23 protein-coding genes and 1 pseudogene are annotated in these 20,761 nt (G+C 33.5%); 8 read left to right on the top strand and 16 right to left on the bottom strand.

Annotated elements, in window-relative coordinates; genetic code table 11:
• Window positions 1–126: 126 nt before the first annotated feature.
• Both LDM90_RS02805 and LDM90_RS02800 read right to left on the bottom strand, forming a co-directional pair.
• The gene (locus tag LDM90_RS02805) at window positions 127–2,730 is read right to left on the bottom strand and encodes a cation-translocating P-type ATPase (protein ID WP_223896414.1); all 2,604 of its coding nucleotides are present in this window, start codon (window positions 2,728–2,730) and stop codon (window positions 127–129) included.
• A 631-nt stretch (window positions 2,731–3,361) separates the two neighbouring features.
• Window positions 3,362–4,129: a DeoR/GlpR family DNA-binding transcription regulator gene (locus LDM90_RS02800; protein ID WP_223896413.1), complete on the bottom strand. Its 768-nt coding sequence runs from the start codon at window positions 4,127–4,129 to the stop codon at window positions 3,362–3,364.
• Between the two features lie 191 nt (window positions 4,130–4,320).
• On the opposite strand from LDM90_RS02800, the gene LDM90_RS02795 reads away from it, so the two are divergent.
• The 5 genes from LDM90_RS02795 to hxlB are packed head-to-tail and all read left to right on the top strand — an operon-like array spanning window position 4,321 to window position 7,506.
• Complete coding sequence (locus LDM90_RS02795; protein ID WP_223896412.1) at window positions 4,321–4,836, top strand: RpiB/LacA/LacB family sugar-phosphate isomerase; 516 nt, start codon at window positions 4,321–4,323, stop codon at window positions 4,834–4,836.
• A 9-nt stretch (window positions 4,837–4,845) separates the two neighbouring features.
• Entirely contained in the window at window positions 4,846–6,204 is a 1,359-nt protein-coding gene (locus tag LDM90_RS02790; protein WP_223896411.1) for a PTS galactitol transporter subunit IIC, read from the top strand.
• Window positions 6,205–6,221: 17 nt separating this feature from the next.
• Window positions 6,222–6,509, top strand: coding sequence for a PTS sugar transporter subunit IIB (locus tag LDM90_RS02785; RefSeq protein WP_223896410.1), 288 nt, complete (start codon window positions 6,222–6,224; stop codon window positions 6,507–6,509).
• On the top strand, window positions 6,509–6,955 hold the full coding sequence (locus tag LDM90_RS02780; protein WP_223896409.1) for a PTS sugar transporter subunit IIA: 447 nt from the start codon (window positions 6,509–6,511) through the stop codon (window positions 6,953–6,955). The genes LDM90_RS02785 and LDM90_RS02780 overlap by 1 nt, the downstream gene beginning before the upstream one ends.
• Window positions 6,956–6,963: 8 nt before the next feature.
• Complete coding sequence (gene hxlB / locus LDM90_RS02775) at window positions 6,964–7,506, top strand: 6-phospho-3-hexuloisomerase (protein WP_223896408.1); 543 nt, start codon at window positions 6,964–6,966, stop codon at window positions 7,504–7,506.
• 332 nt (window positions 7,507–7,838) lie between these two features.
• On the opposite strand, the gene LDM90_RS02770 is transcribed toward hxlB, so the two are convergent.
• From LDM90_RS02770 to LDM90_RS02760, 3 genes are all read right to left on the bottom strand, one after another.
• Window positions 7,839–8,579 carry a DUF4097 family beta strand repeat-containing protein gene (locus LDM90_RS02770; protein WP_223896407.1) on the bottom strand — a complete coding sequence of 247 codons (741 nt, stop codon included), beginning with the start codon at window positions 8,577–8,579 and terminating at the stop codon, window positions 7,839–7,841.
• A 383-nt stretch (window positions 8,580–8,962) separates the two neighbouring features.
• Entirely contained in the window at window positions 8,963–9,226 is a 264-nt protein-coding gene (locus LDM90_RS02765) for a DUF1700 domain-containing protein (protein WP_223896406.1), read from the bottom strand.
• Window positions 9,219–9,533 (bottom strand): PadR family transcriptional regulator, encoded by a 315-nt coding sequence (locus LDM90_RS02760; protein ID WP_223896405.1) that lies wholly within the window; start codon window positions 9,531–9,533, stop codon window positions 9,219–9,221. The genes LDM90_RS02765 and LDM90_RS02760 overlap by 8 nt, the downstream gene beginning before the upstream one ends.
• A gap of 215 nt (window positions 9,534–9,748) precedes the next feature.
• On the opposite strand from LDM90_RS02760, the pseudogene LDM90_RS02755 reads away from it, so the two are divergent.
• From LDM90_RS02755 to LDM90_RS02745, 3 genes and pseudogenes are all read left to right on the top strand, one after another.
• Window positions 9,749–10,821 (top strand): annotated as a pseudogene (locus LDM90_RS02755) (S66 family peptidase).
• An 88-nt stretch (window positions 10,822–10,909) separates the two neighbouring features.
• On the top strand, window positions 10,910–11,593 hold the full coding sequence (locus LDM90_RS02750) for an ABC transporter ATP-binding protein (protein ID WP_034980388.1): 684 nt from the start codon (window positions 10,910–10,912) through the stop codon (window positions 11,591–11,593).
• Window positions 11,590–12,855 carry an ABC transporter permease gene (locus LDM90_RS02745; protein ID WP_198213073.1) on the top strand — a complete coding sequence of 422 codons (1,266 nt, stop codon included), beginning with the start codon at window positions 11,590–11,592 and terminating at the stop codon, window positions 12,853–12,855. Before LDM90_RS02750 ends, LDM90_RS02745 begins: the two co-directional genes overlap by 4 nt.
• A gap of 77 nt (window positions 12,856–12,932) precedes the next feature.
• Here LDM90_RS02745 and LDM90_RS02740 read toward each other — a convergent pair whose 3' ends face one another.
• The 11 genes from LDM90_RS02740 to rplQ form a co-directional block, all read right to left on the bottom strand.
• Window positions 12,933–13,289: a DUF6176 family protein gene (locus LDM90_RS02740; protein WP_223896404.1), complete on the bottom strand. Its 357-nt coding sequence runs from the start codon at window positions 13,287–13,289 to the stop codon at window positions 12,933–12,935.
• A gap of 420 nt (window positions 13,290–13,709) precedes the next feature.
• Window positions 13,710–13,874, bottom strand: coding sequence for a hypothetical protein (locus LDM90_RS02735; protein WP_156962766.1), 165 nt, complete (start codon window positions 13,872–13,874; stop codon window positions 13,710–13,712).
• Between the two features lie 18 nt (window positions 13,875–13,892).
• The gene (locus LDM90_RS02730) at window positions 13,893–14,543 is read right to left on the bottom strand and encodes an ABC-2 transporter permease (protein ID WP_223896403.1); all 651 of its coding nucleotides are present in this window, start codon (window positions 14,541–14,543) and stop codon (window positions 13,893–13,895) included.
• Window positions 14,524–15,381, bottom strand: coding sequence for an ABC transporter ATP-binding protein (locus tag LDM90_RS02725; RefSeq protein WP_223896402.1), 858 nt, complete (start codon window positions 15,379–15,381; stop codon window positions 14,524–14,526). Before LDM90_RS02725 ends, LDM90_RS02730 begins: the two co-directional genes overlap by 20 nt.
• A 456-nt stretch (window positions 15,382–15,837) precedes the next feature.
• A complete protein-coding gene (rpsI, locus tag LDM90_RS02720; protein ID WP_034980394.1) occupies window positions 15,838–16,233 on the bottom strand; it encodes a 30S ribosomal protein S9 in 396 nt (131 codons plus the stop codon).
• 11 nt (window positions 16,234–16,244) lie between these two features.
• On the bottom strand, window positions 16,245–16,688 hold the full coding sequence (gene rplM, locus LDM90_RS02715; RefSeq protein ID WP_045928442.1) for a 50S ribosomal protein L13: 444 nt from the start codon (window positions 16,686–16,688) through the stop codon (window positions 16,245–16,247).
• 106 nt (window positions 16,689–16,794) lie between these two features.
• On the bottom strand, window positions 16,795–17,580 hold the full coding sequence (truA, locus tag LDM90_RS02710; RefSeq protein WP_223896401.1) for a tRNA pseudouridine(38-40) synthase TruA: 786 nt from the start codon (window positions 17,578–17,580) through the stop codon (window positions 16,795–16,797).
• A complete protein-coding gene (locus LDM90_RS02705) occupies window positions 17,580–18,377 on the bottom strand; it encodes an energy-coupling factor transporter transmembrane component T family protein (RefSeq protein WP_223896400.1) in 798 nt (265 codons plus the stop codon). Before LDM90_RS02705 ends, truA begins: the two co-directional genes overlap by 1 nt.
• A gap of 4 nt (window positions 18,378–18,381) precedes the next feature.
• On the bottom strand, window positions 18,382–19,227 hold the full coding sequence (locus tag LDM90_RS02700; RefSeq protein ID WP_223896399.1) for an energy-coupling factor transporter ATPase: 846 nt from the start codon (window positions 19,225–19,227) through the stop codon (window positions 18,382–18,384).
• A complete protein-coding gene (locus LDM90_RS02695; RefSeq protein ID WP_223896398.1) occupies window positions 19,203–20,054 on the bottom strand; it encodes an energy-coupling factor ABC transporter ATP-binding protein in 852 nt (283 codons plus the stop codon). The genes LDM90_RS02700 and LDM90_RS02695 overlap by 25 nt, the downstream gene beginning before the upstream one ends.
• Before the next feature lie 317 nt (window positions 20,055–20,371).
• Window positions 20,372–20,755: a 50S ribosomal protein L17 gene (rplQ, locus tag LDM90_RS02690; RefSeq protein ID WP_034980401.1), complete on the bottom strand. Its 384-nt coding sequence runs from the start codon at window positions 20,753–20,755 to the stop codon at window positions 20,372–20,374.
• Window positions 20,756–20,761 lie beyond the last annotated feature (6 nt).

Raw genomic sequence — 20,761 nt, 5'->3', positions numbered from 1 at the left:
TTTATTACAATTATATGTCAACAATAATTGATTATTTAACTATAAAAGAAGAATTTTTATCAATAATGACAAAAAATAAGCCTTGAAAGTTAGACAACTTTCAAGGCTTATTTTGAAATCAATTCTTTAGCAACCATTCTTTTCTGCTTCCATTTGAATGTTGTTAGTTAAACGTTTATTAACTTCCAGAACAAAAATAGGAATTAAACTACCAACCAAAACGACAAGCCAGCCTTGAACTGGTAACAAAGCCAAGTGTAAAAACTGTCGCAAATGAGGTAGGAGTGTCAGCGATAAAACCAGTATCATGCTTAGTAATAGTCCCCAATTAAGCATTTTATTGGTTTTAAAAGTTTGAAGTGTGATTGGTTGAGAATCCTTAATAGCATATATATCAATCATTGATCCCAGTGCTAATACTAAAAAGACCATGGTCATTCCAGCTTGTGGGTTATTAGTTGAAAGAATAAATCTACCATAAGCATACATGCTCAAAGTTAAAATCGTGAAAGTAATCGCGCGAATAATCATTCTTTGCATTAATCCACGGCCAAGAATGCTTTCATCATTACCTATTGGATTTTGATCCATTATGCTTGGTTCACCAGGTTCTTTGCTGATAAAGAATCCAGGTATTCCATCTGCAAGTACATTAATAATTAACAATTGTTCTGCTAAAAGTGGTGCACCCCAACCTATAATTGTACTAATAACCATTAAGAAAATTTGCGCGAAATTGACACCAATTAAGAATTCAACAGCCTTAATAATATTTTGATAAACAGTTCTGCCTTCAGCCACAGCTTTAATAATCGTGGCAAAATTATCATCCGTCAAAATCATGTCAGCAGCTTCTTTTGCCACTTCTGTACCCGTCTTGCCCATGGCAATTCCAACATCCGCTGCTTTAAGAGCTGGTGCATCATTAACACCATCACCTGTCATTGCGACTGTTTTACCAAGATCTTGCCATGCTTGAACTATTCTAATTTTGTCGCTGGGAGAAACGCGAGCAAAAACTCTTATATCTTGAATACAATCTTTCAATTCAGAATCTGTCATTTTTTGTAATTCTGACCCTGTAATTGCTTTTTGATCAGAATCTAAAATACCTATTTCTTTAGCTATTGCTTTGGCCGTTACAAGATGATCACCAGTAATCATTACCGTCTTGATGCCGGCCTGTTTTGCTTTAGTAACAGCTCTGGATACCTCAGGTCGAGGAGGATCAATTAATCCAATCATACCAGCAAGTTTTAAATTGGAATTATTTACAGCCCAATCAGTTGGATCCGCATTAGAAGCTATTACCTTATACCCAACTGCTAATACTCTTAACGCATTTTTAGCAAAATCATCATGAGCTTTTTGACCAGATTTAACTGGTTCTTTTTTATCTAAGTGCAGCCTGTCCCAAGCACCTTTAACGATTACTAATTGACGTCCATCAGTTAAGCGATGAACCGTCGTCATCATTTTTTTATTAGAATCAAAGGGATCTTCTGCTATACGAGGTGCTTCATTTTCCAGCTCTTGCCGTGAGCTGCCCTGTTGGTGTAACCAGTTTACAATCGCAACTTCGGTAGCATCGCCAACAACTTCTTCCGAGCCATCTTTTTCCATAATTTTGGCATTGTTAGCTAAACCTAGCATTTTCAATAAATTTTGTCCGCCTTTAGGTAAATCAGCCGCTTTCTTAATACCCGTTTCAGGTGTCCAATATTTAGTAATGGTCATTTTATTTTGAGTTAAAGTGCCAGTTTTGTCAGTAGCAATAACATCCACGTTACCGATAGTCTCCACAGCACCAATGTGTCTAATAATAGCATTGCGCTCAGCCATTTTTTTGACACCACGAGATAAACTGATTGTCACAATAATCGGCAAGGTTTCGGGAACAGCTGCAACTGCTAAAGAAAGACCAATCATCAAGCTGTCTGCTAAAGTCTTATTCTGCATTCCTAAACTCAATGTGAAAATTACAAGTCCACTCAAGCCGGCAAAAACAGTCATCCACTTGGATAATTTATCTAACTTGCCCTGTAAAGGTGTTTCTCTCTTTTCAGTTTTATTCAAAAGGTTAGCAATTTTACCAATCTCCGTTGCCATTCCAATAGCACTAACTTGAACAAGTGCTCTACCACTGACAACTGCAGTACCAGAAAAGACGCGTTCATCGTCAGTTAAATTGCTTTTGAGACGATAATTTTTTTTGGAAACGGGCAAACTTTCACCAGTTAAAATTGCTTCATCAACTGCTAAATTAGTCTCGTCTAAAATAACACCATCTGCTGGAACTTGATCACCAGTATTTAAATAGATCAAATCACCTGGCACTAATTCAGAAACAGCTATTGTAATATCTCGACCATCACGTCTACCTTTAGCTATGGGCAAACTCATTGCCTTCAAAGCTGCCAGCGATTTTTCGGCTGAAGCTTCCTGATACAAGCCAATTACCACATTAATAACTAAAATCAAGCTGATTACAATTGTTTTAGTCCACCCACCATTTTGGAATAAAGCCAAATATGTCGCTAATACTATCGCCAATAAAAGAACTAAGGACGAAATATCTTTTAAATGGTGCCATATTTTTCTATACAGCGGAATTGCTTTCTTTTCGAGCAACTCATTAGGACCAAATTTACTGCGCTTTCGTTCTACCTCAGCATCAGTTAAACCGGACTTGGGGGTTATTTTGAATAGTAGTTCTGATTTTTGGGACATGCTATCTCCTCCATTATTCGATTAAATTTATAATTAAGCTGTTTGAATAGAAAAGCCATATTTATCGTAATTGAGCCATTTATAACAAGCTAAACTTGATTTATGCATTAAAGACAATAATTAGTTTATTTTAAAAAAAGCAGAAAGCCTCTGATATTTATCCGAAGTTTTCTGCTCATCAAGTATTTAAAAAGTAGTTGTCAATTAACAACGTTTTTCAAAAATTGTCTTTAGCTTAGAATTTAATTTCTAAACTAAGCATCCTCTTTCCTATACAAGCTTATTATTATTTTACATGATTTGTTATTTTTTGGCTATTTTTATGCTTATACTGATAGCACTATATGGTTGAAAAAGCTCATTTTTTCGCTAAATAATTAATTTTGTAATTTAAAGTGTTTTATAAATTACTTTTTATAATCTGACCAATAATTAAACATACTATTTTGTCAACATAGCTAAAGCAAAAATTCCTACTTCAGTTATAAGCCGTTAACAGTGATTATGTACAAATAATATTACGGCACGAATTTAGTTTCTTATAAAATAAGTTTATTAAAATAACCAGTCACTTTTGTATTGACTGATTATTTTCTATTTCTTTAATTCGTAAACTATCTTTTTACTTATTTTAAATTTGAGAATTTTTAGCTTGAATTACATTAGTTAAAGAAGACAAAGTATCTGCTTGAGTTTTCGAAATTACATTAGTTATTAAGGCGGTTATGTTTTCCCAATTTGTTATTTGATAAAGACCTGAGCCTTCAAATTTAGTGGAATCAGCTAGAACATATTTTTTATTTGAATGTTCCAATAAAAGCTTGTCGACACCATAATCAGAATACGAAGGTGTTGTAGGACCGCTATGACCAGCAAAATTATCTGAGCCAATAAAACACATATTAGCCTTTATACTATTAATTGCTTCATTTGTCCATCCTCCATAAACCGAGGAAGATTTAGCTCTTATTTTTCCCCCAAAAAAATAAAGTTCGTTTTCTGAATTTGCCAAAGCAGAGGCCACAGGAAAAGAATCAGTATAAATTTTTAAATTCCTTCTAGCCACTAGTAATTTTGCCAACTCTAAAACTGTACTACCAGAGCCGAGTATAATTGATGAATTATCTAATATTAGCTTGGAAGCTGTAGTTGCTATTAACTTTTTTGATTTAATTTGTTTTTCCTGTCTTACAGTAAACGAATTTTCAATAAGACTATTTAAGGCTGTTGCTCCGCCATGCTCTTTGATTATATAACCTTTTTTGTCGAGAAATGTTAAATCTTTACGAATAGTTTCATAGCTAACACCAAATTCCTTCGAAAGATGATGAACTGTAACACTACCCTTTTTTATAATTTCGGTTAAAATGTCATTTCTTCTTTTATTCGTTAATTTCATTTGTTTACTCACTTTTTATCTTTTAATTTAAGAATATCATAGATTCTAATTTTTGGTACTTTTTTGCTGCAAAAATTGGTTTTAATTGTTTTTTATCAGAAAAAAAGTGTTTTTTTGGTATTGACACCAAGCAAAGTCAATTTTATAATTGGTTTTGTAATAGTATTAAGCGTTTACAGAAAGGAACTTTTATGAAAAAAATAGCAATAGCATGTGATGATATTGGTTTTGAACGAAAAGAAGTAATCAAGAAATATTTGGAGGAGGAAAAAAATTACAAAGTTGTTTGGGATCCTGTTAAAAAGCCTGAAGATGGTAAAAATACTTATGCTAAGTTAGCAGATAAGATGGCAGAAGTTATTCAAAAAGATAAATGCAGATTAGGCGTATATATATGTGGCACAGGAATTGGATTTACTATGCAGGCTAATAAACATTGGGGTATTAGAGCGACAGCTGTAACTAATCCATACTCAGCCAAAAGAGCAAGGCTAAGCAATAATGTTCAAATTATAGGTTTGGGAGCAAGGGTAAATGGGTTACCTTACATGGAAATGGTACTTGATGCTTTTTTAGATGAACCATTTGATTTTAAGAATTCGAGACCAAATTCGAGAGCAAACTTATTGGAAGCCAAAAAAGATGATGACCGTAATCTGAAAAAGCCTGATTATGTAGCTTGGAATATGGGCTTTACAGAAGAATAGGAGCTAAAAATGGAAATAATTACTCAATTCATTAATAATCTTGGTAACTTTATTTTTATTCCTTTAATATTTTTAGTGTTAATGAAAGCTGTAGGTCGGTCATGGTCAGAATCAATTTCTTCTGCCATGAAAGTTGGTATTGGTTTTATAGCTTTGACCATGGTCACTTCTTTCATGCTTGACAAAATGCAACCAGCAATTACTGGCTTAGCTAAAAGAACTGGCTCATCATTGCAAGCGATTGACGTTGGTGGCGCAGCAACAGCAGTTATGGGTTTCGGCTCAAAAGTCGGAGCAGTTATTATTCCCTTATGTGTAGGTATTAATATTGTTTTATTACTGCTAAAATTGACAGACTGTATCAATGTTGATGTTTTCAACCTACACCAAAATGCTTCAATGGGCGCAATAGTATATGCCTACTCCGGTAATTTCTGGTATGGTTTGCTCACCGCTGGTATTTTTCATATGTGGGCATTATTTATGGCCGATTTAGGAGCTAAGCAGAATGAAAAATTCTTTAATTTACCTGAAGGAGTTTCTATTTCACACCCTGTTGCAAATACATATATGATTTTTGCCTACCCTATGAATTGGATCTTTGATCATATTCCAGGAGTAAGAAAATGGAATGTAACCGCTGAAACAATTCAGAAAAAATTTGGCGTTTTTGGTGACCCTACTATTGTAGGTTTTATCATTGGTGTTTTCTTGGGATTTGCAGGTTATAGCTGGTCAAATCCTGGCGATACAATAATTCAAAGTTTACATTTAGGTATGTATCTAGCAGCCGTTATGCTTCTATTACCAAAAATGACTTCAATCATGATGGAAGGTCTGGTACCTTTATCAAATGCGGTTCGAAAGAAAATGACTAAAGCCTTCAAAGGCCGTGATATTACAGTAGGTATGGATACTGCATTAGTAATAGGGAATCCTGACGTAATTGCACCAGCCTTGCTTTTAATTCCAGTCATCGAAATTATTGCAGTCTTTCTTCCTGGCAATAAAGTCATGCCGATGGGTGACCTATCCCAATTTGTATTCTTTATTGCATGTATGGTTCCTATTTTTCATGGCAACATTATTAGAACTTGGATTACTTCTATTTTGATGTTTACACCAGGACTATATATAGCCTCTTGGATGGCAAAACCTACTACTCAAGTGTTTAGAGAATTTGGTAATGGTGCCAAAAATGGTGTTATGTATTCATCATTAAACCCATCAGCTAATCCATTTACAGGTTTGTTTGCTGAAGCCTCTCGTCTTGGTTTATGGTCATATGTTGTGATTGCCTTGATAATAGTTGCTTTTGGTTATTGGCTTAAAAAATATGAGCATAAACAAGACTTATTAGCTAAATAAAAATAAGGAGATATATTATGAAAAAAGTATTAGTAGTTTGCGGAAACGGAATTGCATCATCATCCGTTATGTTGGCTGAACTCCAAGATTACCTAAATGAGCAAAGTGTTTCTGACGTAAATTTAGATAAGAAATCATTGATGGACTGCACAGATGATGTTTTTAATGGCTATGATTTAATTGTTTCATCTACTAAATTAGATAAGCCAAATGTTACAACACCAATAATTGTAGGTACTGCTCTTTTAACCGGAATCAATGAGGATTCAGTTTTAGAAGAAATAAAAGACGAGCTGATCAAATAATGAAGATCTTTGTACAATCAAATAATGATGCTAATCTAGATTATCAAAAGGCTATCAAAATTGCTGGAAACCCGTTACTAGCTGAAAATTTAATAACTGATGAATTTACTAATGCCTGCATCGAAAGAGAAAAAGACTTTCCAACCGGATTACAAGTTAATTCTGATTTAGGCATTGCGATTCCACATGGAAATCAAAACTTTGTAAACACAAGCAGTGTTAGCTTTGTCCGATTTTCTTATCCAGTAAAATTTGGCCGCATGGATGATAAATCAAAAGATGTGAAATGTACTTTTATTTTTAATTTAGCTTTAGCAAAGGGAGATGAACATTTAACCATGTTGCGGACCCTTATGAAACTGTTTCAAAATAAAGATTTTTTAGAAAGTATTAAAAATAAGAAAGATAAAGAGTTGGAAGAATATCTTTATCAAAAATTGAATTAGGAAAATATATGGCATTTGAATTAAAAAAAATATGCGAAGAAATCAATAAAGTTGAAGATCCAGTAGATGAAAAAATTTTAGATAGAATCTGTCAGTTAATAATAAATAGTAATCATATCTATTTTTCAGGTTCAGGTCGTTCAGGCTTAATGATAAAATCTTTTGCTAACAGATTGCTACAACTGGGATTAGAAGTTAGCGTTGTTGGAGAAATTTCTTCTCCTCACACACATTCAAATGACTTATTAATATTTAATTCTGCTTCGGGAAAGTCAGAGAAACTAATATCCCAAGCAAGAATAGCAAAAAGCAACGGTTTAAAAGAAATCCTTTTTACTGTTGATCCCAATAGTCCATTAGCACAATTTTGTGAAATAGTTGTTCAAATTAATGCCCAAACAAAATTTGAACATAATAAATCTATTCAACCCATGGGAGCTTTGTTTGAGCAGTTTTCACTACTTTTATTTGACAGTATTGTGTTGAGATTAATGAAAAAACTTAATATTACAGAGGAACAAATGATAAAGAACCATGCCGATATTGAATGATTAAAAGTTGAAAATTATATATAAATAAAAAGCCAATATCTTTCCACCCTGTTAAGTGTGAGATATTGGCTTTTTTATTTTATATTAGTAAAAATTTGTCTTGTTTTAAAGTTTACTGGAATATTATTGATGTGCAAAATGATTTTTATTGAAAGTATCAGTTGAACTACGTGTTAATGAAATTAAAAGTTGCTTTATTTCAAATCTTATTTAATTGTAATAGTTACCTCTGTTGAATCTGACAGAAGAAAATTTTTCTTGGAATTATTTTTGATAAAGTTTTCATAAGGCTTTGAACCTTTGTACTTAATTGCTTTACCATCTGCAGTCAATTAATAACTCAGGTTAGGGGCATTTTTAATTGCTAAATTGCTCCTTTGTAAAGTAAAAGAATTTCTATTGATTAACTGCGAATTGGAAATTGTAATATTAGTGTTAGAAGTATCTAGAGTCATTGATGTACGACAATTTAAAAGTTCGCACCAGCCTCCTTTCATTTTGACACCTGAATCACCCAGATCAGAGTTATTAACTGTCAATCTTTTACCTACTCCAGTTGATAAACTTGTACTTTTGGCATGAATATTATCAATATTCGGATAACCGTCGGCACAACTTATAAAATATGCCTTAGCTTTCAGGTCTTTTAGCCTGATATTTCCGTGACCACTGTTGCTATCAAATTCAGTATAGTGAACATTTTGAGGAACCGTTACGTCAATTTTGGAGCCAATTTTACCCCAATTTATTGCAAGAGGTTTGGGCTCGTAAATATCTAAACGGTTATTGGCTATTTTGACTTGTACAGCGTCTGGATTAACACCTGTAACTCTAACTTGGTAATTTTTACCTGAATGCAGATAAATATCAGAGGAGTCAGTTTGAACAAAAACTTTATTAAATTTGCGGTTTGAAATATATGTACGTGTGAGCTTAGTATTATCAATAGCTTTCAGAGTAAAGTAGTTACGATTAGCGATTATTGGTTTAACACCATTATTGGACCAACCGACAAGCATCATAACCAGACCAACAATTAAAGCCAATCCACATATGCGATAAAAGTTTTTCATAATTAATCCTCCTTTACCAGTTAAGCATTTGTTTTATAGTAACGGTGCTTCAAAATTCTCCTTCCAATATGTTGAAAAAAAGCAGTACATTCTGCAGTTAAGAGACGGATAAACTTCATAATTATTGGAAACAGCATTAAGCTGATACATGTTAAAACTAAGCCTCCTCCAATATAGAAAAAGCCAGAGGCCCAATAACCACCAAAAAGAAGTCCAAACGATCTAACAAAAATAAAAATACCAGAAACAAATAGAGACGTAATAACGATAGCCAAAGCGATAAATATGGCCGTCAAGGCAACCAATGCTGCTACCATAACTACCACTGCCGCAATAGCTAAAGGGATGCCGACAGGTGCTGCTAGAACTCCTAATAAAATGACCTAAATAGTCTTTAAATTAGACTTTGAAGAGGCTTCGTGCAACTCTTCTTCTTTTTCGGGTATTGAAACAGAATAGTCGGCCATGACTTTTCGAGCTAACTGTTTGGGTGTCCCTAACTCCGTAATCATGTCAGCTTCACTGTGGAAATTGCCATCAAGTAAAAATTCCTGGTAAAATTGCACAACATCTTGAATATCTGAATCAGACAGATTAGTAAGATTATCTTTTAATTGCAAAATGTAATTATCAATTATTTTATTCATTTGCGTCCTCCAAAACTTGGTTTATTTTAGTGCTAAAATTTTGCCATTCTTCCTTTATTAATCTTAATTCTGTTTTGCCTGAAGAAGTAATTTGATAATAATTCTTAGTTCTCCCTTGAAAAGACTTAGAATAAGTTGATAAAAATTTGTCGTTCTTCAATCTTCTTAGAACAGGATAAGTAACAGACTCGGAAACACCAAAGGTTGCTTTAGCTTGCTCAGTTATAACACGGCTATAGATATTATTTTTTTTGATAAAAGACAAAATGATGCCATCTAGTAGACTGTTGGGAATTACTATTGCCATAATTATTTTCTCCAGTATTATATTTTATATAATACTGTAGAGCTTAATTGAGATGCTTTCAAGCCATTATTCCAATTTTCTATTTAAATTATATTTATTCGGATTGTCATACTCTTATTTAACCTTTTTGATCTCGTTAAAAAGGTTTTTAAGAGTAAATTTTTATTGTATTATTAATAAAATTGAAGTTCATTAAGAAAGAAGATGAGCAATCTATGCTAATAAAACCCAAGCAATTACACGTAGGTGAAAAAGTAGCAATCGTTAGTTTATCAGCTGGTACTCTAGGTGAAAGTTTTGTTTCCCATGAACTAAAACAAGGAACTAAGCATATGAAACAACTTGGTATAAATCCTGTATTTATGCCACATTCCCTTTCAGGTAGTACTTATGTTAAAAGTCATCCAGCTGAACGTGCCGCCGATTTAAAAGCAGCATTTCTAGATCCAGAAATTAAAGGTATTTTTGCTGCTATTGGCGGAGATGACACTTACAGAACTTTGCCCTATTTAATGGCAGATCAGGAATTTAAAAAACTGTCTGTGATCATCCCAAGTTATTTAGTGGCTTCTCTGATACTACGAATAATCATCTAATGTTTTACAAAATGGGCTTGCAAACATTCTATGGACCGAGCTTTTTAACTGATTTTGCAGAACTGGCTAATGAACTTTTACCTTATACAAAAAAGACTTTAATACATTACTTTGAAAATCCACTTGTTACTCTGATTCCTGCAAGTGAAAACTGGTATGAAGAAAGAACTGATTTCTCAATTAAACAAATTGGTAAAGAAAGAATAAGCCACAAAGACACCGGTTATGAAGTTTTACGTGGCCATGGAAAAGTTCGAGGTAGACTATGGGGTGGCTGCATCGATAGCCTTTATGATGACTTAACAACAAATCGATATCCAGACGAACCATCTGTTATTAACCAGTATCAGCTTATACTCACACCGGAAGAAGCCAAAGATAAAATACTTTTTATAGAAACATGTGAAGAAAAACCAGCTCCTGAACTTTATCGTCAAGAATTAGCTAAATTAGAAGAAGTTGGTATTTTAGGAAATGTTCGCGCAATTTTAGTAGGCAAACCTCAAGATAAAAAGTATTTTGCAGAATATAAACAAATCTTGTTGGAAGAAACTGCTAAGTTCAATACACCAATTTTATATAATGTAAATATTGGCCACGCTTATCCAAGGACCGCTCTACCTTATGGCGCACTCACACAAATTAACTTTGAAAAACCAGAGATAAAAATTATGGAATCCTGGTTTGCCTAGTCTGAAAAATTTTTAAAAAATATTTGCCTTTTTTTAATCATGGTGTATTATATATGTATTACAGTAATACAGGAAAGAAGGAGAATCTATGAGTTTACTTGAAACCCGTGAGGTAACCCGCACCTATGGCAAGGGAGCAACCAAATTTGAAGCCTTACGAGGAATTAATTTACAGATTGACAAAGGTGATTCTGTTGCTATCATTGGCAAAAGTGGTTCAGGCAAGTCTACTTTAATGCACATCTTGGCACTCCTCGACCACCCTACTACTGGTAGCGTATGGCTAAATAATGAGCCCACAAGTAAAATTAAAAACAAAACATTAAATAAATTGCGCAATCAGACCTTTGGCTTTGTTTTTCAACAATTTTTCTTAAATGCTCAAGATAGCGTTTTAGAAAATGTAATGCTTCCTTTAAAAATAGGTGGAATTACAGGAAAAGAACGCAGATCAAAGGCATTGGCAGCCATCAAAGCAGTTGGCTTAGAAAGTAAAGTTAAAAATAAAGCAAGTGACTTGTCAGGGGGTCAAAAGCAGCGTGTTTGTATTGCACGGGCCTTAGTGAACAACCCAGAAATTATTTTTGCAGATGAGCCGACAGGAAACTTGGATTCAGCTACTAGCGAAAATATTGAAAATATTTTATTTAAACTACATCAAGAAAAAAATATTACCTTAATAATTGTTACTCACGATCCTGATTTAGCAAAAAAGTGTGCGCGTCAAGTTCAGATTAAAGATGGTCAAATAGTGGGAGGAACACAGCAATGAGATTCCATGATATTCTAAATTCTGCGGCTACAAACTTATGGCACAATAAAGGGAGAACATTCCTAACCATTATAGCCGTTTTCATTGGCTCCTTAACTATTGCCTTTACTATGGGTATTAATAATGGTGTTAATGATTATTTGAAAAAGCAGGTCGGTAATGTAGGTAAAACTGAGCAAATGGGCATATCACTTGGGAGCTCAAGTCAAGATGCTAATGAGCCTCAAAAATATAATACCAAGAAGAGTAGTCAAAGTGCCGATGGGATGATGGACAAAAGAGACATTAAAAAAATCAAATCAGTTAAAGGCTTGAAAGATTTTAAAGCGTTAAAAGACTGTGATGTTGACTATGTTCAAGGCCCTAATAAAACTAAATATCTTATAACTGCGCAAATAACCCAAGGGATCAACTACGACTTAAAAGTTGGTCACCAAGTTGCTACTAGTGGAAAAAAATCACAGATTCTAATCACTAAACCAATGGTTAAATCCTACGGCTTCAAAAATGCTCAAGATGCTCTCGGTAAAAAAGTAACTTTAGTCACAAAATCACCCGTCACTAAGAAAAGAGCAAAAATATCTGCTACGGTTGTTGGAATAAGAAATGACAGTATAGTATCAAAAGGTTTTGCCATTTACAGTAATGGCTTAGGACAAAAAATAGTTTCAGCCAACCAAAAAGGACTTCCGCAAGCATTAAAAGATAAGTATACCAGTGTTATGGCTACCCCTATTAACAAGAGTGCTAGCAGTATTAAAAAAATTGAGGATAATCTAACTAAAAAAGGATATTCGGGTATGACTCTTAAGGAAGCAGTCAATGAGCTTTTCCTAACATTCAACGCAGTCACTGGGGTTTTAATTGTTTTTGGAGCTATCGCATTGATAGCTGCCAGCTTTGGAGTAATCAATACTCTGTACATGTCAGTGAGAGATCGTACAAAAGAAATTGGTCTTATGAAGGCATTAGGACTCAGCAAGGGTAAAGTATTTTCCATTTTCAGCTGTGAAGCAATCTTAATTGGTTTGCTTGGCTCTTCATTGGGATTACTACTAGCAATGGGTTTAGGCAATGCCTTAAACAATTTTGCTGCTAAATCATTCTTAAAAGGTCTAGATGGCTTTACTTTAATTCAATTCAACTGGTCTAGCAGCTTGCTAATTATTGGTATCATTTGCCTAATTACCTTTTTAGCGGGAACATTACCTGCCAAACGAGCAGCAAAACTAGATCCAATCACTGCTTTAAGATATGAATAAAAACCAAATAATAAAAACGTCAGACTATATCTGACGTTTTTCATTCTTCTTTTATTCAAGCAACTTAACATTTTCACTTAATCAGCATCTATAATGCTATTAATTTTAGGTGCTACTAGTTTTTCCATCACTTTCATATCCACCGGCTTATAAGCAGTATCTATACACTCTTCCCAATACTCTAAGTGTTTTTGATCAATATAGCTTTCCGAATTTTCAACAGCACTGCCTCCTTCTCCTTGGATAGAATACCAATAAAAGTATGTGTAACCATCCGAACTTTCCTCTTTAAATACAGTCTCAATATACATTCTTTCTCCAGCCATTGTCGCCACAGTATCTTGATGATGTTTATTTAAAAAATCCATCCATTCCTGTGCTCTTAATTCTTTACCTTTTTTAATACGAAAACGTGTTAATTCAATTTTTGTCATAATCCTACCTTTAATAATTATTATAATAAATAATGCAATACACTAAGAATAAGTAAATAGCGCTTACTAAATCGTGAAGCGTTACGAACCTTCTTAAGATCGGGTTTAACTAAATTTTAAAAGACTTTAATATCAGGTGTCTTCTCGCTTTTCTGAAAGTGCTGTTTCAATAAGTTTTAACTAACTTCATCTGAATGGTATGAATTTCACTTTTAAAAATATATGAATTGAGCTGATAAATACTAAAAGTTTACAGCATTTAATAACTTACTTTGGTTAAATTTTTGTAGAGTCCTTCGAGTTAATTATTTCAATAGAACATAATTTAGAAAGGCACTTTTATACTTAGCTAGCGTCTTTCTAATATTTAAAAGTTAAGAACAAAAAGGATATTTTCAACAATCATAGATTTACGCTTACTTATTTTGCTTTCTTTCCCTTACGTTCTATTAAATCTGCAATTAAGGCGGGAATAATTGCAATAAAAGCAGTCCCTTTTTCTCCCCAAATTAGTATCCCGACTGCGAGTACAATTGAAACTATTGCTAAAGCAACGGCTATTTGATGATATAATTTTTTAGTCATAATAGTTCAAACTCCTAACTACTTAAATGTGTTGGAATATACTTTTGTTGAAATTATCAGTGAAACGATTGATATTACGGCAATTAAGATACAGCTTGTGATTACTAGCAGGAAAGAATTAGTATTACCAATCCAAGCGATGAACGATAGACCCCAAGTCGTTTTCTGCAAAATATAAACCCCTCCCATAATAAGGACTAAAACCAGTATATTCACAATTGTGCTTCCAAACGTACCTGAAGCATAAACTGCCGGGAGTAAGAGTACTACATACATGATACCAATCAATAAGCCAACTATCGATATCAATATATGAATTTGCAGGCTAAATTGTTGGAAAATTAGAGCAGTGGCAATGCTTAAAATTAAAGTTATAAAGCTAATATATACAATTAAAGAAATACAAAAAATATATCTAGCCAAAACTATATTTCTTTTGGGAATAGGAAAAACACCTACGAATCTGTTCCATCCACTTTCTTGGTCAGCAATCAATAGACCAGTTGGCATTGATGCTAAACTAATCGGTCCCATTATTGAGAGAAAAATCGTTCCAGACTCCCTACCAAAAATTGTCACCAAAAGTAGTACTAATATGATTAGCAATCTACTTTTCACACTTAGCTTATTTAGTATAAGTTGAAAATCCTTATAAAGAAGTCCTCTCATCTATCTTTACTCCTTTTACTAAAAATAGGAATATTTCCTCTAATGAAGCATAATCTATATAATCAACACTTTCTTGTGATACTTCAACTAGATATTGAACCATGTTATCTTGGTATAGTTTATATTTGATGTTCTTCAATGGAAGGTCTGTTATCTCTGTTTTAATTGCATAATGATTAAGCAACTCACCTTGACTACCCTTTAATAAAATATTGCCATTTTCCATAAAAATAAAATAGTTAGCAACTTGTTCTAAATCACTTAAGATATGTGAAGACAATAATACCGTCATTTGATTATTATTTACAAATTCTTTTAACATAGATAAGATTTCTCTCCTTACAATGGGGTCAAGCCCACTAGTTGCTTCATCAGCAATTAAGTGTTTAGGATGATGAGAAAGTGTGGCAGCAAAACTTAATTTAACAAGCATCCCTCTTGAAAAATTACTAATAGGCTTATTGGTAGGCAAATCAAACTCATCAATTAAATTGTGATAGAGTTTTTTATCCCAACTTGGATAAACCTTTTCTAGCATTCTTTCAATTTGTTGAACAGAAAATGAGTTTGGAAAATAATTTTGCTCCAAAATTACACCTAAGTTAAGTTTTATCTGGCATTCATCTTTAACATAATCCAAACCAAAAATTTTAACATTGCCTATTTCACTTTTTATTTGATTTAATAGTAAATTCAAAAAAGTTGACTTACCTGACCCATTTTCACCAATTAAACCAACAATACTACCTTCATTTATTTTTAAATTGTTAATTTGTAGTTGAAAATCTGCGTACCGTTTACTTAAATTTAGCACATCTATTACTGGTTTTGTGTCCATATTTATACCTCACTATGATTGCAACATCATATATACAACCATTAAACTACTTCAAATTAAGTTTATCAAAGTCAGTAACGCATATTTCTTTTTTAGTACACTTATCTTCTTTAACTCAATGAATAGTAAAGCTACTAAAATATATTTACCCAAACTCATTAATAGTGTATATGAATTCGTTGTTGTGATAAATAAACTTGTTATTAAAGAGATATTCCCTGTTATTGAATAAGACAACAGGGCAAGCAGAACAACATTAGATGCTTTTTCAGAGACTCTACACATAGTGACACTCTCATAATTAGTACCAATACTTCAAATGTCAGACTAATTGCTGTTTGTGAAATTGCCTACCGTAACCTTAAAAGTAATGGTGTAAATTTTGCTAAAAATTATAAAAAAACACTTCATGGTATAAACCATGAAGTGCTTTAAACATTGATATAATCGTATTGATTAACGTTTACTAAATTGTGAAGCTTTACGAGCTTTCTTAAGACCTGGTTTCTTACGTTCAACCATTCTTGGATCACGAGTCAAGAAACCTGCTTTCTTTAATGGACCACGAAAATCAGGGTCTACTTCAAGAAGAGCACGTGCAATTCCTAGACGAATAGCTCCAGCTTGTCCCGAGAAACCACCACCATTTACGTTAACCTTAACGTCGTATTGATTTTCAGTTTCAGTCAAGGTCAATGGTTGCTTCAAATCCTTAACTAAGTTAGGAAAAGGAATGTATTGATCAATATCTTTATTATTAGCGGTAATTTTACCACTACCTGGTACTAAACGAACACGCGCAACAGAATTCTTGCGCCGACCGGTACCTGCATATGCAACTTGTTGTGCCATTATTTAACCTCCTAGATTAATTTGTTAATGTCTAATTCTTCAGGCTTTTGTGCTTCATGCTTGTGATCAGCACCAGCATAAACATGCATCTTCATAAACTCTTGATGACCGAGAGTATTTTTAGGAAGCATACCCTTAACTGACAATTCAACTAATCTAACTGGATTATTAGCCAGCAAGTCTCCAGCTGGAGTGGCTTTTATACCACCACGGTAATCAGAGTGATGGTAATAAATCTTGTCAGTAGCTTTTTTACCCGTTAACTTTAGTTTAGCTGCATTAATAATAATGACATTATCACCAGTGTCAACGTTTGGTGTATATTGAGGCTTGTTCTTACCTCTTAAAATAGTTGCTACTGCAGTTGACAGACGACCTAAAGATACATCTGTTGCGTCAATAACATACCACTTACGTTCAATTTCATTAGGTTTCGCTAATTGTGTAGTACGCAATTTAATTTCCTCCGTTTATACGTTGTTTGAAAACAATAAGATTCCGGGGCCTATCGTGGACAAACATACTTAAATATAATAAGTCTTTTTAATTAAAAAGTCAATATTAATCCCTATCAAGCCTGTACTTTTCCGGTATATTTTCATAAAAAACATGGTACAAAAATAGTCCATTTGCTGGTGCAGTTTCTCTCACCTGTTCTCGATCCTTAGCAGATATTACCCGGGGAATATCATTTACAGGACGTTTACCTCTGCCAATCTCTAATAACATAGCTACTAAAATACGAACCATGTTATAAAGAAATCCTGAACAAATAAAATCAAAGATAATTTCATTATTTCTTTGATCTTTTTGTATATTTACGTAATACATCTTACGCACTTTGTTTTTTATTTGGCCACCACTAGCAGCAAAACTGGTGAAATCATGAGTGCCCAGTAAATCAGTAGCTGCTTTTTTCATTTTTTCTATATTAACTGGATAAGGATAGTGTCCTGTATAGAAACGTTTAAAGGGGTCAACAAATCTATCCAGACTAACACAGTACCGGTACCACTTACCTTTTGCACTATATCTAACATGAAATTTTTCATCAACTACTGCGCAATTTTTAAATATAATATCTAGTGGCATCATTGAATTCAATGCACAAATCATTCTTTCAGGTGGAATTTTTTTGCCTGGATAATCAAAATGAATTACCTGACCTAGTGCATGAACACCAGCATCTGTACGGCCTGAGCCCTCGACAATCACAGTTTTGCCTTTTGTCATTTTATATAATGCAGTTTCAATTGTGCCTTGCACAGTTCTTTGGTGTGGTTGGTACTGAAATCCGTGAAATAGATGACCGTCATAAGCGACCGTCATTTTATATCTTGTTGTCATCAATGTGTCCTAAATACTAATAGAAGTCCTAATAATAAAACAAAATAAAATAAATTTATAAAGTCTACATTAGACCATTTTAAAACTCTAAATTTTGTTCTTCCCTTGTCACCGCGATATCCGCGAGACTCCATTGCGGTTGACAAATCAATTGCTGTTTCCAAAGAATTAATAAATAGCGGTACTAAAAGCGGTGTAATTGCCTTTGCTCTAGTAATTAATCCGCCGTTATTAAAATCTGCACCGCGTGAACGCTGAGCATTCATTATCTTAAAAGTTTCATCAAATAGAGTGGGCACAAAGCGAAGTGCTATTGACATTACAAGTGCTATTTTATCTACTGGAATATGAATCAATTTAAGCGGTTTTAACAGCCATTCTATCGCATCAGCAATCTCGAGTGGCTTAGTTGTAACTGTCATTACTGTTGATATTAAAATAATTACAGTGAAACGAATAAATATAAAAATTGCATTAGTAATGCCGTAACTTGATAAGGCAAAAATAGTCCAGCGCCAGTATACAGTTCCCCCAACAGTAAAAAATAGTTGTAAAAAAGAAGTAAACAAAATTAGCCAAATTAATGGCTTTACTCCATCCCAAAAAATTTTAGGTTTTAGCTTTGTAGCAGCAACTGCAGCTAAACTAAAAATAGTTACTATAAGATATGAAATTGGATTATTAGCCAAAAAGACAAATAAAATAAAGAGAATAGTTGCGAGTAATTTCCCTCGAGGGTCCATTCTATAGACTATCGAATCACCAGCTACATAACGACCAATTAAGATTTTACTCACGCAATCACCCCTTCAAATTATCTTCTATTTCTTTTACTAAACTATTTATATTTAATGGCATTTTTGTAAATTTATAATTAGTTAATTTAGCTGCAAACAAAGAAGCTTTGGGTTCTTCAAGGTGATGCTCTTGCAACCACTTACGATTTTTAAAAATTTCTGTAGGTGTGTCTTGCTTAATAAGTTTACCTTGTTCCATAATTAAAACATTATCAGCATATTTAGCCACATCATCCATATTATGGGTAACTAAAATTACCGTATGCCCGTCTTTTTGGTAATCAGAAAAAAGTGCCATCATTTGTTTACGTGCTTCTGGATCAAGTCCAGCTGCTGGCTCATCCAAACAAAGGATATCTGGTTCATATGCCATTACCCCTGCTATTGCCACTCTCCTCATTTGTCCACCAGAAAGCTCAAATGGTGACCTTTTGCCAATTTCTTCAGATAAACCCACTTTTTTTAGCCAATATTTAGCACTTTCAAGAGCTTTTTCATTGTCATAACCAAAATTTTTAGGACCAAAGGCAATGTCATCTAAAACTGTATTTTCAAACAATTGCGTTTCAGGAAACTGAAAAACCAAACTTACATGTCTTCTTAAATCTTTTAAATTTTTATTTGTAGTTTCAGGCGTTATAGTTGTACCAGCTATTTCTATTTTTCCTGTTGCAGGTTTAATAAGAGCATTAAAATGCTGCATAAGAGTCGATTTTCCACTCCCAGTATGTCCAATTATTGCATTAAAAGAACCATCTTTTAACTCAAATGAAACATTATCTAAACCTTTTTTTGCCATAGGGGTTTCGGGAGAATAAATGTAGCTTACATTTTTGAATTTAATTGACATAAATAATTAATCAACTCTTTTTCCGAATCTAAGTTATCAGGTAATTTTATAGCATCTTGCTGCAATTTTTCTTTAATTTGCTCAAAGAAGGGCACATCTAAGCCTATGCTTTTAAGAAGACTAACCTGACTAAAAACTGTTTTAGTACTTCCTTGTGTAATTAATTTACCATCATTCATTACTAAAACTTGATCAGCTATATTAGCTTCATCAATATCATGAGTAATAGAAATTACAGTCAAGTCATACTTATCTTTCATATCTTGAACAATTGATAATATTTGATTTCTTCCTTCAGGATCAAGCATTGAAGTAGCTTCGTCTAACACAATTATTTTGGGTTTAATAGCTAATATACCAGCAATAGCCACTCTTTGTTTTTGACCACCGGATAAATTTGCAGGCTCAGAGTTGGCATATTCACTCATTCCAACGGCTTTAATTGCTTCCGGAACTATTTTAACCATTTCTGAATGAGGAATGCCACGATTTTCTAAACCAAATGCAACATCATCAGCCACTGTTGCTCCAACAAATTGATTATCAGGATTTTGAAAGACAATACCTACTCTATTGCGAACTTCCCAAACTGTATCGTCCGTTAGTTTTATTCCATCTACTTCGATTAAAGGGTCTCCGCTTTCATCAGGTACCAGCAAGCCATTAATTAGGCGGATAATTGTTGATTTACCACTACCATTATGACCAATAATTGAAGTCCATGAACCCCGTCTCACATTGAAACTAATATTGTCTATAGCGGGAGTTTCTGACTCTGGATACGAAAAACTTACATTTTTTATTTTAATAATATTATCATTTGCCATACTCTTACCGTCCTAAAAGTCTGATTCAATTGTACCAAAAATATGGACAATTCTGAATACTGAATGGCACCTTTGCACATCAAAATTATCAGCTACTAAATCAACCAAGTTTATTTAATTCAGAGTCAACTTTAAATATTTTTAAGAAATTATCTTATGGTTTTAATACTAAAGCAGAATTAAAAAAGCAAAAAAAATCACCCATGAGGAGGGATAATATAATTATCTAAGCTAGACTAAACTTTCGTCATCATCTTAACGCTTATTCTCACTCTCACGGATAATTCTTAATAGCTATTAAGTTTGGATTATTTGAATTAAACTAATTCTAAAATAACCATTGGAGCTGCATCACCCTTACGAGCTGTAGCAAGCTTCATAATTCTGGTGTATCCACCATTTCTATCTTTGTAACGCGGTGCAATATCGCTAAAAAGCTTTTGCAAAGCTGATTTAACAACAACTGCATCTTTTTCTTCATGAATATCTGCAACCTCATCACGAACAAAGGCAGCTGCTCTTCTTCTTGCAGCCAAATCTCCGCGTTTGCCTAAAGTAATCATCTTTTCGGCTGTTTTGCGAACTTCTTTAGCACGAGCTTCAGTAGTAGTAATGCGTTCCTTCATGATTAATTGAGTAGTCATTTCTCTCAGCATTGCTTTTCTATGTGCACTGTCGCGACCCAATTTACGGTATGCCATCAGTTT

The sequence above is a fragment of the Lactobacillus huangpiensis genome, assembly GCF_019972815.1.
GTDB classification, from domain to species: Bacteria; Bacillota; Bacilli; order Lactobacillales; family Lactobacillaceae; genus Lactobacillus; species Lactobacillus huangpiensis.
This window is presented reverse-complemented; position numbering and strand designations above follow the sequence as displayed.